Origin of the sequence: Methylorubrum sp. POS3 (assembly GCF_043352485.1) — a bacterium.
Taxonomy (GTDB): Bacteria; Pseudomonadota; Alphaproteobacteria; order Rhizobiales; family Beijerinckiaceae; genus Methylobacterium; species Methylobacterium suomiense.
Window position 1 is genome coordinate 2,573,329 of the sequence record NZ_JAPRBT010000001.1, and the last position, 13,407, is coordinate 2,586,735.

General features: G+C 67.6%; 9 protein-coding genes. 2 read left to right on the plus strand and 7 right to left on the minus strand.

The window, feature by feature from the left end; genetic code table 11:
* Positions 1-24 precede the first annotated feature (24 nt).
* From OWC43_RS12105 to OWC43_RS12130, 6 genes are all read right to left on the minus strand, one after another.
* Complete coding sequence (locus OWC43_RS12105) at positions 25-327, minus strand: YciI family protein (protein ID WP_393956881.1); 303 nt, start codon at positions 325-327, stop codon at positions 25-27.
* A 27-nt stretch (positions 328-354) separates the two neighbouring features.
* The gene (locus OWC43_RS12110; RefSeq protein ID WP_137830486.1) at positions 355-3,345 is read right to left on the minus strand and encodes a 2-oxoglutarate dehydrogenase E1 component; all 2,991 of its coding nucleotides are present in this window, start codon (positions 3,343-3,345) and stop codon (positions 355-357) included.
* Between the two features lie 217 nt (positions 3,346-3,562).
* Positions 3,563-4,447, minus strand: coding sequence for a succinate--CoA ligase subunit alpha (gene sucD / locus OWC43_RS12115; RefSeq protein WP_393956882.1), 885 nt, complete (start codon positions 4,445-4,447; stop codon positions 3,563-3,565).
* Between the two features lie 8 nt (positions 4,448-4,455).
* Positions 4,456-5,652: an ADP-forming succinate--CoA ligase subunit beta gene (gene sucC, locus OWC43_RS12120; protein WP_137830488.1), complete on the minus strand. Its 1,197-nt coding sequence runs from the start codon at positions 5,650-5,652 to the stop codon at positions 4,456-4,458.
* A gap of 82 nt (positions 5,653-5,734) precedes the next feature.
* Positions 5,735-6,697 (minus strand): malate dehydrogenase, encoded by a 963-nt coding sequence (mdh, locus tag OWC43_RS12125; RefSeq protein WP_393956883.1) that lies wholly within the window; start codon positions 6,695-6,697, stop codon positions 5,735-5,737.
* 333 nt (positions 6,698-7,030) lie between these two features.
* Positions 7,031-7,762, minus strand: coding sequence for a TetR family transcriptional regulator (locus tag OWC43_RS12130; RefSeq protein ID WP_137830490.1), 732 nt, complete (start codon positions 7,760-7,762; stop codon positions 7,031-7,033).
* 254 nt (positions 7,763-8,016) lie between these two features.
* Between OWC43_RS12130 and aroB the strand changes: the two genes are divergently transcribed.
* A complete protein-coding gene (aroB, locus tag OWC43_RS12135; RefSeq protein ID WP_137830491.1) occupies positions 8,017-9,741 on the plus strand; it encodes a 3-dehydroquinate synthase in 1,725 nt (574 codons plus the stop codon).
* A 159-nt stretch (positions 9,742-9,900) separates the two neighbouring features.
* On the opposite strand, the gene OWC43_RS12140 is transcribed toward aroB, so the two are convergent.
* On the minus strand, positions 9,901-10,620 hold the full coding sequence (locus OWC43_RS12140; protein WP_393956884.1) for a YggS family pyridoxal phosphate-dependent enzyme: 720 nt from the start codon (positions 10,618-10,620) through the stop codon (positions 9,901-9,903).
* Positions 10,621-10,793: 173 nt separating this feature from the next.
* Between OWC43_RS12140 and leuS the strand changes: the two genes are divergently transcribed.
* Positions 10,794-13,406, plus strand: a complete 2,613-nt coding sequence (gene leuS, locus OWC43_RS12145; RefSeq protein WP_393956885.1) for a leucine--tRNA ligase — start codon at positions 10,794-10,796, stop codon at positions 13,404-13,406.
* The last annotated feature ends 1 nt before the right edge of the window (position 13,407 follow it).

Below are 13,407 nucleotides of genomic sequence, written 5' to 3' on the forward strand. Positions count from 1 at the left end.
GGAAAAGCGGGCCTCAAGGGATGCTCACGGCTGCCGCAGGATCAGGGAGGGGACGGACGCCGCCGCGTAGGCGAAACCGGCACGGGCCGCGATGACGGGATCGTCGGCGCCGAGGGCCAGCGCGCTGGCCTCGTCCTCGGCCTCGACCAGCGCGAGCCCCCAGGTGCTGTCGGGCTCGAACACCGGGCCCACCGCGATCGCCCTCCCCTCCCCCGCTCGCGCGATCCAGTAGGCCGCGTGCTCGGAGAACAGCGCCTTCTCCGCCTCCGTCGCGTCGAACGGGAAGCTCGGACGCGGCGGGGTCAATCGGAGGAGGAAGTAGGGCATCGCCTTTGGCCCGTGCGTTCCGACCTGTCAGTTCGCCAAGGCCTCGTTGAGGAAGGCCTGGAGCTGGGCGAGGTGCTTCGACATAAGGCCGACGGCGGTCGAAGCCGAGGCCGGGCGTCCGACATAGCGCGCGCGCTTCGAGGCGGAGCCCGCCTGTCCCAGCACCCAGTCGAGATAGGGCTCGACGAAGGTCCAAGAGCCCATGTTCTTGGGCTCCTCCTGGCACCACACCACCTCGGCGTTGCGGAACCGGGTCATCTCGGTGGCGAGCGCCTTGAGCGGGAACGGGTAGAGCTGCTCGACGCGCATCAGGTACACGTCGTTGACGCCGCGCTTCTCCCGCTCGTCGTAGAGATCGTAATAGACCTTGCCGGAGCAGAGCACGACGCGGCGGATCTTGTCGTCGCGCACGAGCTTCACGCCCGACTCGTCCTGCTCGGCGTCGTCCCACAGGATGCGGTGGAAGGTCGAGCCCTCGGCGATGTCCTCGATCTTCGACACTGCCCGCTTGTGACGGAGCAGCGATTTCGGCGTCATCAGCACCAGCGGCTTGCGGAAGTCGCGCTTCAGCTGCCGGCGCAGGATGTGGAAGTAGTTCGACGGCGTCGAGCAGTTGGCGACCTGCATGTTGTCCTCGGCGCACATCTGCAGATAGCGCTCCAGACGGGCGGAGGAATGCTCCGGCCCCTGGCCCTCGTAGCCGTGCGGCAGCAGCAGCACGAGGCCGGACATGCGCAGCCACTTGCGCTCACCGGACGAGATGAACTGGTCGATGACGACCTGCGCGCCGTTGGCGAAGTCGCCGAACTGCGCCTCCCACAGCACGAGCGCGTTCGGCTCGGCGAGCGAGTAGCCGTACTCGAAGCCGAGCACCGCCTCCTCGGAGAGCATCGAGTTGATGACCTCGAGGATCGCCTGGCCTTCCTTCACCGAGTTCAGCGGCGTGTAGCGCTGCTCGTTCTCCTGATCGATCACCACGGCGTGGCGCTGCGAGAAGGTACCGCGCTCCACGTCCTGGCCGGACAGGCGCACCCGGTGGCCCTCGGTCAGGAGCGAGCCGAAGGCGAGGGCCTCGGCCGTCGCCCAATCGATGCCGACACCCGTCTCGACCGCCTTGGAACGGTTGTCGAAGAAGCGCTGGATCGTGCGGTGCAGGTGGAAGCCGGGCGGGGGGGTGGTGATCCGCTTGGCGATATCCCGCAGGGTCTCGGCGGGCACGCCGGTGCGCCCGCGGCGGGGATCGTCCACGTCCTCGCGCACCGCCTTGAAGCCGGACCAGCGCCCGTCGAGCCAGTCGGCCTTGTTGGCCTTGTAGCCGCCGGCGACGTCGAGCTCGCTCTCCAGCATGGCGCGGAACTCGGCCTTGCGGGCATCGAGCTGCTCCTGAGACAGGTCGCCCTGCGCGACGAGCTTCTTGCCGTAGGTCTCCAGCGCGGACGGATGCTTCCGGATGAGCTGGTACATCTTCGGCTGGGTGAAGGCCGGCTCGTCGCCCTCGTTATGGCCGAAGCGGCGGTAGCACAGCATGTCGATCACGACCGGCTTGCCGAATTTCTGTCTGTACTCGGTCGCGACTTTCGCCGCGAAGGTCACCGCTTCGGGATCATCGCCGTTACAGTGGAAAATGGGCGCCTCGACCATCTTGGCCACGTCCGACGGGTAGGGCGAGGACCGCGAGAAGCGCGGATCGGTGGTGAAGCCGATCTGGTTGTTGATGATGAAGTGGATCGAGCCGCCGGTGCGGTGGCCCTTCAGGCCGGACAGGCCGAAGCACTCCGCCACCACACCCTGGCCGGCGAAGGCCGCGTCGCCGTGGATCAGCAGCGGCAGCACCCGGCGGCGCTCGACATTGGGCTTGGCCTTCTGGTCCTGCTTGGCCCGCACCTTCCCCAGCACCACCGGATCGACGATCTCGAGGTGGGAGGGGTTCGCCGTGAGCGAGAGGTGGACGTTGTTGTCGTCGAAGGTGCGATCGGAGGAAGCACCGAGATGGTACTTCACGTCGCCCGACCCCTCGACCTCGGCCGGCGAGGACGAGCCGCCCTTGAACTCGTGGAACACCGCCCGGAAGGGCTTGGCCATCACGTTGGTCAGCACGTTCAACCGGCCGCGATGGGCCATGCCGAGCACGATCTCCTCGACGCCCAGCGCGCCGCCGCGCTTGATGATCTGCTCCATCGCCGGGACCATCGCCTCGCCGCCGTCGAGGCCGAAGCGCTTGGTGCCGGTATATTTGAGATCAAGGAACTTCTCGAAGCCCTCGGCCTCGATGAGCTTGTTCAGGATGGCCCGGCGCCCCTCGGGCGTGAAGGAAATCTCCTTGTCCTTGCCCTCGATGCGCTCTTGGATCCATGCCTTCTCCTCGGGATCGGAGATGTGCATGAACTCGACGCCGAGCGTCTGGCAGTAGGTCCGCTCCAGGATTCCGACGATCTCGCGGATCGTCGAGAATTCCATGCCGAGCACGTTGTCGAGGAAGATCTTGCGATCCCAGTCACTCTCCTGGAAACCGTAATGCTGCGGGTGCAGCTCCTCGTGGTCGCCGCGGGGGGCGAGGCCGAGCGGGTCGAGCTTGGCGTGGAGATGGCCGCGCATGCGGTAGGCGCGGATCAGCATGATCGCGCGCACGGAATCCTTGGTCGCCTGCTCGACCGAGACGCCGGTCGCGGCCACGATCGCCGCGCCCTTGGCCGAGTCGCCGGGCTTGCCCGGCTGCGCCTTGGCCTGGATCTTCTCGCCGAGGGCCTTCTCGAGCGCGCCCCAATTGCCGTCGAGGGCGGAGACGATCTCGCCGTTCAGCGGCACCGGCCAGTTGGGCTTTTCCCAGGAGGCACCCTCGGCGTTCTTCTTGACCAGGGCGTCGTCCTCGCCGAGTTCGGCGAAGAATTTCTGCCACTGGGGATCGACCGAATTCGGATCGCGGGCATAGGCCGCCTGAAGCTCCTCGATCCATGCGGCGTTGGCGCCGTAGAGGAAGGAGGTCTCGAGAAGCGCTTCGTTCGCGTCCTGGCGTGCCATGGCTGCCTGTCCTGTCCGCTCGGGCGGCCCGCGCGTCGTGCGGGCGGCCACGGTCCAAGTCCGATCCGGCGCGCCGTCGGTCGCGGAGCCTAGAGCCCCGCGTCGCGCCTCCGGATGGAATCGGGGCACGGATGCGCCCCGACGATCTCGCTCATATGGGTGGCGCGCGTTTGCGTGCGGTGCAACACAGCCGCGCGGAACCCGGTTACAGAGGTGCTCAACCCTTCAGCACTTCGACGAGGGTGCGGCCGAGCCGCGCCGGCGACGGCGACACGCGGATGCCCGCCGCCTCCATCGCCGCGATCTTGTCCTCGGCGCCGCCCTTGCCGCCGGAGATGATCGCGCCGGCATGGCCCATGCGGCGGCCCGGAGGTGCCGTGCGGCCGGCGATGAAGCCGACCATCGGCTTCTTGCGCCCGCGCTTAGCCTCGTCGGCCAGGAACTGCGCCGCCTCTTCCTCCGCCGAACCGCCGATCTCGCCGATCATCACGATCGACTGGGTCTTCTCGTCGGCCAGGAACAGCTCCAGCATCGAGATGAACTCGGTGCCCTTCACGGGATCGCCGCCGATGCCGACCGCGGTGGTCTGGCCCAGGCCCTCGACGGTCGTCTGGAACACCGCCTCGTAGGTCAGCGTGCCGGAGCGCGAGACGATGCCGACGGAGCCCGGCTTGAAGATGTTGGCCGGCATGATGCCGATCTTCGACTCGCCCGCGGTGACGACACCGGGGCAGTTCGGGCCGATGAGCCGCGACTTCGAGCCCTCGAGCGCGCGCTTCACCCGCACCATGTCGAGCACCGGAATGCCCTCTGTGATGCAGACGATCAGCGGGATTTCCGCCGCGATCGCCTCGCAGATCGCGTCCGCGGCGCCCGGCGGCGGCACGTAGACGACGGAGGCGTTGGCGCAGGTGGCCTCGCGGGCCTCGGCGACGGTGTCGAACACCGGCAGGCCGAGATGCGTCGAGCCGCCCTTACCCGGGGAGGTGCCGCCGACCATCTTGGTGCCGTAGGCGATGGCCTGCTCGGAGTGGAAGGTGCCGTTCTTGCCGGTGAAGCCCTGGCAGATGACCTTCGTGTTCTTGTCGATCAGAATGGACATCGGTCAGCTCAGCCCTTCTTCACCGCGGCGACGATCTTCTGCGCGGCGTCGTCGAGATCGTCCGCGGGGATGACGTTGAGGCCCGAGCCGCGGATGATCGCCTTGCCCTCCTCGACGTTGGTGCCCTCCAGGCGCACGACGAGCGGCACTTCGAGGCCGACCGCCTTCACCGCCGCGAGCACGCCGCGAGCGATGACGTCGCACTTCATGATCCCGCCGAAGATGTTGACGAGGATGCCCTTCACCTGCGGATCGGCGGTGATGATCTTGAACGCCGCCGTGACCTTCTCCTCCGAGGCGCCGCCGCCCACGTCGAGGAAGTTCGCCGGCTCCTCGCCGTAGAGCTTGATGATGTCGAGGGTGGCCATGGCCAAGCCCGCGCCGTTGACCATGCAGCCGATAGTGCCGTCGAGGGCGATATAGGCGAGGTCGTACTTGGAGGCCTCGATCTCCTTGGCGTCCTCCTCGGTCTCGTCGCGCAGCGCCACGATCTCCGGGTGCCGGTAGAGCGCATTGGAATCGAACGAGATCTTGGCGTCGAGGCATTTGAGATGGCCGTCGCCGGTGAGGACCAGCGGGTTGATCTCCAGCATGCTCATGTCCTTGGCCGTGAAGGCCGCGTAGAGCTTGTTGGTGAGTTCGCCCGCTTCCTTGGCCTGCGGCCCGGAAAGCCCGAGAGCCTTGGCGACCGCACGGCCGTGATGCGGCATGATGCCGGTGGCCGGATCGACCGAGAAGGTCACGATCTTCTCGGGCGTGTCGTGGGCGACCTGCTCGATGTCCATGCCGCCCTCGGTCGAGACCACGAAGGCGACCTGTCCGGTCTCGCGATCGACCAGCATCGACAGGTAGAATTCGGCGGCGATGGCCGCGCCTTCCTCGATATAGAGGCGGTTGACCTGCTTGCCGGCGGGACCCGTCTGGATCGTCACCAGCGTCTGGCCGAGCATCTCGGAGGCGAATTGCTTCACCTCGTCGATGGACTTGGTGACGCGCACGCCGCCCTTGGCGCCCTCGGGCGCGCCCTTGAAGGTGCCCTTGCCGCGGCCGCCCGCATGGATCTGGCTCTTCACCACCCAGACCGGACCGCCGAGCTCGTTCGCCGCGGCTTCCGCCTCTTCCGGCTTGAAGATCGCCACGCCGCGGGAGACGGGCAGGCCGAACTCCTTCAGGACGGCCTTGGCCTGATATTCATGGATGTTCATCGGGACCCTCGTCGGACGGGCAAGTGATAAGGCGCGGCGGGCGGCCCTCCCGCCGCCCGGTCTCCGGCCGGATGGCGTTGGCTCAGGCCAGCTTCTCGTTGATGCCCTGGCAGGCGGCGATCAGGCCCTTCACGGCGCCGACCGACTTCTCGAACATCGCCTTCTCGTCGTCGTTGAAGGTCACTTCGAGAACGCGCTCCACGCCGTTCTCGCCGATCACCACCGGCACGCCGACATAGAGGCCGTCGACGCCGTACTGGCCCTCGAGATAGGCGGCGCAGGGCAGGACCCGCTTCTTGTCCTTGAGATAGCTCTCGGCCATGGCGATGGCGGAGGCCGCCGGGGCGTAGAAGGCCGAGCCGGTCTTGAGCAGGTTGACGATCTCGCCGCCGCCCTTGCGGGTGCGCTCGACCATGGCGTCGAGCTTCTCCTGGGTGGTCCAGCCGAGCTTGACGAGGTCGGTCAGCGGCACGCCGGCCACGGTCGAGTAGCGGGTGAGCGGCACCATGTCGTCGCCGTGGCCGCCGAGCACGAAGGCGGTCACGTCCTCGACCGAGACCTTGAACTCCTCCGCGAGGAAGTGGCGGAACCGGGCGGAATCGAGCACGCCAGCCATGCCGACGACCTTGTTGGCCGGCAGCCCCGAGAACTTCTGCAGCGCCCACACCATCGCGTCGAGCGGATTGGTGATGCAGATGACGAACGCGTCGGGGGCATGCTCCTTGATGCCGGCGCCGACGGCTTCCATCACCTTGAGGTTGATGCCGATGAGGTCGTCGCGGCTCATGCCGGGCTTGCGCGGCACGCCCGCGGTGACGATCACCACATCGGCGCCCTTGATCGCGGAATAATCGCTGGCGCCCGCATATTTGGCATCGAAGCCGTCGACGGGGGCGGATTCGGCGATGTCGAGCGCCTTGCCCTGCGGCACGCCGTCGACGATGTCGAACAGCACGACATCACCCAATTCCTTCAGACCCGCGAGATGGGCCAGCGTGCCGCCGATCTGTCCGGCGCCGATGAGGGCGATCTTGCTGCGTGCCATGGGTGGTCTCGCCTCCGGTCGTAATTCGTGACGGTTCGGTCCTGCCCCGGTCTCGTGAATGCTGCGGTGCGGCCGAACCTTTGCCGATCAACGCTGATGCGGCCGGTGTTTGGCCGAAAAGCCACAGGGCATCAACCCGACCAAAGGGGAGGTAAGCAGGTGTCGGGCCAGCCCGCGAAAAGCGAACGACCAACCGACCCGCGATAGAAACTGATTTAAATCAATAGTTTGCTGCGCATCCGTCCGCCGCCGCACGGCCGACGAAGTGTCCGTGACACAACTTCGTGTCTGTCATTCGAACCGGAATGCCCGCTTCGCAACGCAATGCCGTTCTCAGAACGTACCGGTGCGCAGCGCCCGCTGGATCGACTGGATCACCGCACCGAGGCGGGCGTCGAGCAGGTCGCGCGGCACGTCCGAATCGTGCTGGATCGCGACCGGATGGGTGAAGCGGTAGCTGGCATCGAAGATCACGGCGATCGCCCGTTCCCGGTCGCGGGCGGCGAACACGCCGGTACCGATCCCCTCCTCGACGATTCGCTCCACCAAGGCCCGCAGGCGCACCCGGTGGCGCCGGGCGATCGGGCGGGCCGCGACGGCGGCGTCGAGATGGACGGCGAACAGGTGCGGCTCGCGCACCAGCATCTCGCTCTGCGCCGTGGCCAGCGCACCGAGGAAGCGCTCGATCTTGTCGTCGGCCGGGTCCGGCGCGTCGGCGATGTCGGCGAGTTCGGTTTCCAGCTCGCGCAACCAGCGCCCCGCCACCGCATCGAGCAGCGCGTCCTTCGAGGGGAAGTAGCGGTAGACGTTGGCGTGCGTCATGCCGGCCTCCGCCGCCACCGCCACGACGGTGACGCGTTTCGGCCCGAGGCGGGCGAGATGCTCGCTGGCGATGGCGAGAAGGCGCGCATCGGTCGAGATCGGGGTCGGACGGGCACGGGCGGCAGGGCCGCTGAGACGGGGAGGACGCGATTGGTTTCCCCGTGGATCGTTTCCGGAACTGACCGCCTCGCGATCACTGTCGTTCAGGGTGAAGGGGAGTGAGACGTTTCCGAACGGCAGCATGATATCCCGGGCACGAAGCGACAAGCGTGGGGGCACTCGACCGGACCCGGTCGAGAGCGGTGCCGTCCCACGCATGCGCGAGCCTTCCTGCCCGCGCCGCGCTTGGCAAGTCTTTCCGCACAAGGAATCGGTGTGGAGGCTGCGCTCTATGCGCGCAAAAGCTACGCAGCCCCCCGTGCGGGGCTTCCGGCGCCGGGCCTCGCACTGTACCCGGACGGCTTCGCCGCTCCCGCAAAACCGTCTATGACCGCCCGATGACCGCCCCCGAGACGCCGGCGCCCCTGCCCGGCGAACCGATCGAAGCGCGCCTGCGCCGTGGCCTCGGGGCCCGGTCGATCGTGCTCGTCGGTTTGATGGGGGCCGGCAAGAGCACGGTCGGGCGCCGCCTCGCCTCGCGCCTCGGCCTCATGTTCAAGGATGCCGACCACGAGATCGAGGCCGCGGCCAAGCTCACCATCGCCGACATCTTCGCGATCTATGGCGAGGCGAGCTTTCGCGAAGGCGAAGAGCGGGTGATCGCGCGCCTTCTGCGCGAGGGACCGATGGTGCTCGCCACCGGCGGCGGCGCCTTCATGCGCGAGGCGACCCGCGCCCGGATCGCGGAGGGCGGCATGTCGGTCTGGCTCAAGGCCGATCTCGACGTGCTGATGCGCCGCGTGCGCAAGCGCAACACCCGTCCCCTCCTTCAGACCGAGGACCCCGAAGCCACCATGCGCGCCCTGATGGAGGTGCGCCATCCGGTCTATGCCGGGGCCGATCTCACGGTGCTCTCCCGCGACGTCTCGCACGATCGGGTGGTGCAGGACGTGATGGAGGCCCTCGACCTGCATATGAACCCGTCCGCCCCCCGCAGAAGCCCCGCCATGCCACAACCCTTGCGTGTCAACGTTCCGCTGAACCAGGGCCGCGATTACGACATCCGGATCGGCCGCGGCCTGCTCGACGAGATCGGGATCGAAGCGCGCGATCTCGGTGCCCGCGCCGCCGGTATCGTTACCGACGAGACCGTGGCGGGTCTCTACGGCGAACGGGTCCAGGCGAGCCTGGAGGCGGCGGGCCTGCGCTGCGGGATGATCACCGTTCCGCCCGGTGAGGCGTCCAAGAGCTACGCGGAGTTCGCCCGCGTCAGCGACGGGTTGCTCTCCCACAAGATCGAGCGCGGCGACCTCGTCGTGGCCCTCGGCGGCGGAGTGGTCGGGGATCTGGCAGGCTTCGCTGCCGCGAGCCTGCGGCGGGGCGTCCGCTTCGTGCAGGCGCCGACAACCTTGCTCGCACAGGTTGATTCGTCCGTTGGCGGCAAGACCGGGATCAACTCGCCGCTGGGCAAGAACCTGATCGGCGCGTTTCACCAGCCCCGCCTCGTGCTGGCCGATACCGCGACTCTCGACACGCTGTCGGAACGGGAGATGCGGGCCGGCTACGCCGAGGTGGCGAAGTACGGTTTGATCGGCGACGCCGAGTTCTTCGAATGGTGCGAGACCAACTGGTCCGGCATCTTCGCCGGCGGCCCGGAGCGAGACGAGGCGGTGGCCGCCTGCTGCCGCGCCAAGGCCGGCGTGGTCGTGCGGGACGAGCGTGAGGATGGCGAGCGGGCCCTGCTCAATCTCGGACACACTTTCGGGCACGCCCTGGAGCGCCTGACCGGCTACGATTCCGCCCGTCTGGTCCATGGCGAGGGCGTCGCCATCGGGCTGGCCCTGGCCTTCCGCTTCTCGGCTCGTCTGGGCCTCTGTGGCGGACAGGATGCCGGCCGGGTCGCCAACCACCTCGCCCTGGCGGGTCTTCCGACGCGTCTGCAGCAGGTGCCCGGCGGGGTCGGCGACCCGGACGCGCTTCTCGATGCCATGGCCCAGGACAAGAAGGTGCGCGACGGTCGCCTCACCTTCATTCTCGCCCATGGCATCGGTCAGAGCTTCATCGCACCGGATATCGATCGGGCGGAGGTGCGGGCGTTCCTGGAGGACGAGCTGCGCGGGTAACCCCCTCCCCCCTCGTCCCGCCCATCACCCTGGGGTGCGAAGCGAGGCGCCGCATCGAAGGAAGGCTCCAAGATCGCGCGAGACGCTGAAGCTCTCCCTCATGGCCCCGCCGACGCGGGCATGTCGGAATGAAGGGGAGGGACGGGAGAGGCGCTCGCCTCAGGCGCGCTTCAACCGCCTCCCGAAAATTGCGGTACCGACCCGCACATGGGTCGCCCCCATCTGGATCGCTGCCGCGTAATCCGCGCTCATGCCCATCGACAGGATCGGCAGGCCCTGTTCCCGGGCGATGCGCGCCAGCAGCGCGAAATGGGGCGAGGGCGGATCCTCGGCGGGCGGAATACACATCAGTCCGTGGATCGCGAGCCCATGGGTGTCGCGGCACTCGGCGAGCAGCGTCTCGACTTGATCCGGCGCGACGCCGGCTTTCTGCGCCTCGTCGCCGGTATTGACCTGGATCAGAAGTTTGGGCGCCCTCCCCGCCCGGTCGATCTCCTTCGCCAGCGCCGCGGCGAGGGAGAGCCGATCAAGGGAATGGATCACGTCGAACAGGGCCACCGCCTCACGAGCCTTGTTCGATTGCAGGGGGCCGACGAAGTGCAGCTCCGTCTCCGGAAATTGCTCCTTCAATGCCGGCCACTTCGCCGTCGATTCCTGCACGTAGTTCTCGCCGAACAGGCGCTGCCCGGCGGCCAAGGCCGGCAAGATCCCCTCCGCCGGTACGGTCTTTGAGATTGCGATCAGGTGGACGCTGGCCGGATCGCGCTCGCTGTCCTGCGCTGCGCGGCGGATGCCGGCCTGCACCTCGGCCAATCCTGCAGCCACGTCGGCCTCACCGACGGGAGGCATGGCGTCGAGGGATGTCGGCTGTTCGCTCATTCCATGTTCCTTGCCGTATTCTTTAGCCGTCTTCCTGGGGCGCGGGTCGCTGGCGTTCAAGGCAGGCCCCAGCGTTTCGTTGACCCTTCGCGGGACGGATATGCTAGGTGCCGATCCCGAAGGCGATGCCCCCTCGGGACCCGCCCCCGTTCTCCGCTGATCCGGCGCCGTTCATGACCGACACCGCACATCCCGCCCCGAGCCTCGAACGCTACAACGCCAAGGACGCCGAGCCGCGCTGGCAGCAGGCCTGGGACGAGGCGAAGCTGTTCGAGACCCAGAACGACGACCCGCGCCCGAAATACTACGTCCTGGAGATGTTCCCCTACCCGTCAGGGCGCATCCATATCGGTCACGTGCGCAACTACGCCATGGGCGACGTGGTGGCCCGCTACAAGCGCGCCAAGGGCCACAACGTGCTTCATCCGATGGGCTGGGATGCCTTCGGCCTGCCGGCCGAGAACGCCGCCATGGAGCGTAAGGTCAACCCGCGCGACTGGACCTATGCCAACATCGCCACCATGCGCGGGCAGCTGCAGAGCATGGGCCTGTCGCTCGACTGGAGCCGGGAGATCGCGACCTGCGATCCCGACTACTACAAGCATCAGCAGCGCATGTTCCTCGATTTCCTCGACAAGGGGCTGGTCACGCGCCGCACCGCCAAGGTGAACTGGGATCCGGTCGATCACACCGTGCTGGCGAACGAGCAGGTGATCGACGGACGCGGATGGCGCTCGGGGGCCTTTGTCGAGCAACGTGAACTGACGCAGTGGTTCTTCAAGATCACCGACTTCGCTCAGGATCTCAGCGATGCCCTCGATGGGCTGGAGCGTTGGCCGGAGAAGGTCCGGCTGATGCAGAAGAACTGGATCGGCCGCTCCGAAGGTTTGGAGGTCCGGTTTGCCCTCGCCGCCCCCTTCGCCGGCACCGAGGAGCTGACGGTCTACACGACCCGGCCCGACACCCTGTTCGGCGCGAAGTTCCTTGCGATCTCGGTCGATCATCCCTTGGCGAAGGCACTTGCCGAGATCGGCCCGGACGGTGAAGGCCTGAAAGCCTTCGCCGAGGAATGCCGACGCATCGGCACCGCCCAGGAGGCGATCGATACGGCGGAGAAGCTCGGCTTCGACACGGGGCTCAAGGTCCGCCATCCGCTCGATCCGTCCTGGGAGCTGCCGGTCTATGTCGCGAACTTCGTGCTGATGGAATACGGCACCGGTGCCGTGTTCGGCTGCCCGGCGCATGATCAGCGCGACCTCGATTTCGCGAACAAATACGGGCTCGGCAACACGCCCGTGGTCTGCCCCGAAGGCCAGGACCCTGCGAGCTTCACGATCACCGACACCGCCTATGACGGTGATGGCCGGATGATCAATTCGCGCTTCCTCGACGGCATGAGCACGGACGACGCGTTCCGTACCGTTGCCGATCGGCTAGAGGCAGAGAGCCTGAACGGCACGCCGGTCGCGCGTCGCAAGGTGCAGTTCCGCCTGCGCGACTGGGGCGTCTCCCGCCAGCGCTACTGGGGCTGCCCGATCCCGATCATCCACTGCGAGTCCTGCGGCCCGGTGCCTGTGCCGGTCGAGGATCTACCGGTGAAGCTGCCGGACGACGTCTCTTTCGACCAGCCGGGCAACCCGCTGGAGCGCGACCAAGCCTGGCGCCAAGTGCCCTGCCCCCGCTGCGGCACGGCCGCCCGGCGCGAGACGGACACGATGGACACCTTCGTCGACTCGTCCTGGTACTACGCCCGCTTCACCGCGCCGTGGCTGGCGGATGCACCGACCGACCGCAAGACCGTCGATCACTGGCTCGCCGTGGACCAGTATATCGGCGGCGTCGAGCACGCGATCCTGCACCTCCTCTACTCGCGCTTCTTCATGCGGGCGATGCGGGCGACCGGCTGGGCCGGTATCTCCGAACCCTTCGCCGGCCTGTTCACGCAGGGCATGGTGGTTCACGAGACGTATAAGGACCCGGCCGGTGCCTGGGTGCCGCCGGCCGATATCCGTTTCGAAACGGAGGGCGGCCAGCGCAAAGCGTTTCACGTGAAAACCGGCGAGCCGATCGAGATCGGCCCGACGGAGAAGATGTCGAAGTCGAAGAAGAACGTGGTCGACCCCGACGACATCATCGCCAGCTACGGCGCCGATACCGCACGGTGGTTCATGCTCTCCGACTCACCGCCCGAGCGCGACGTGATCTGGACGGAGGAAGGCGTGCAGGGCGCTGCCCGCTTCGTGCAGCGCGTATGGCGTCTCGTCCACGGAGCGGCGGCCGCAAACGGGGAGGGAGGGGCTACCGACCTCGTCCTGCGCAAGGCGGCCCATAAGGCCCTGGCTGCCGTCGGTGAGGACGTGGAGCGGCTCCGCTTCAACCGGTGCGTCGCCCATATCTACACGCTCGCCAACGCCCTGGACGAGGGTTTGCGTACCGGTGCATCCCGAGCCGCGACCGGGGAGGCGGCCCGCATCCTCGTCCAGCTCATCGCCCCGATGATGCCGCACCTCGCCGAGGAGTGCTGGCGCGTGCTCGGGCAGACCGGACTCGTCGCCGACGCGCCGTGGCCCGAGGCGGATCAAGCGTTGCTGGTCGAGGACGAGATCACCCTCCCCGTCCAGATCAACGGCAAGAAGCGTGCGGACGTCACCGTCGCGCGGGACGCCGATGCCAAGGCGGTCGAGGCCGCGACCTTGGCGCTCGATGCCGTGCAGAAGGTGCTGGAGGGACGAGCGCCCAAGAAGGTCATCGTCGTCCCAGGGCGGATCGTGAACCTCGTGGTGTAAC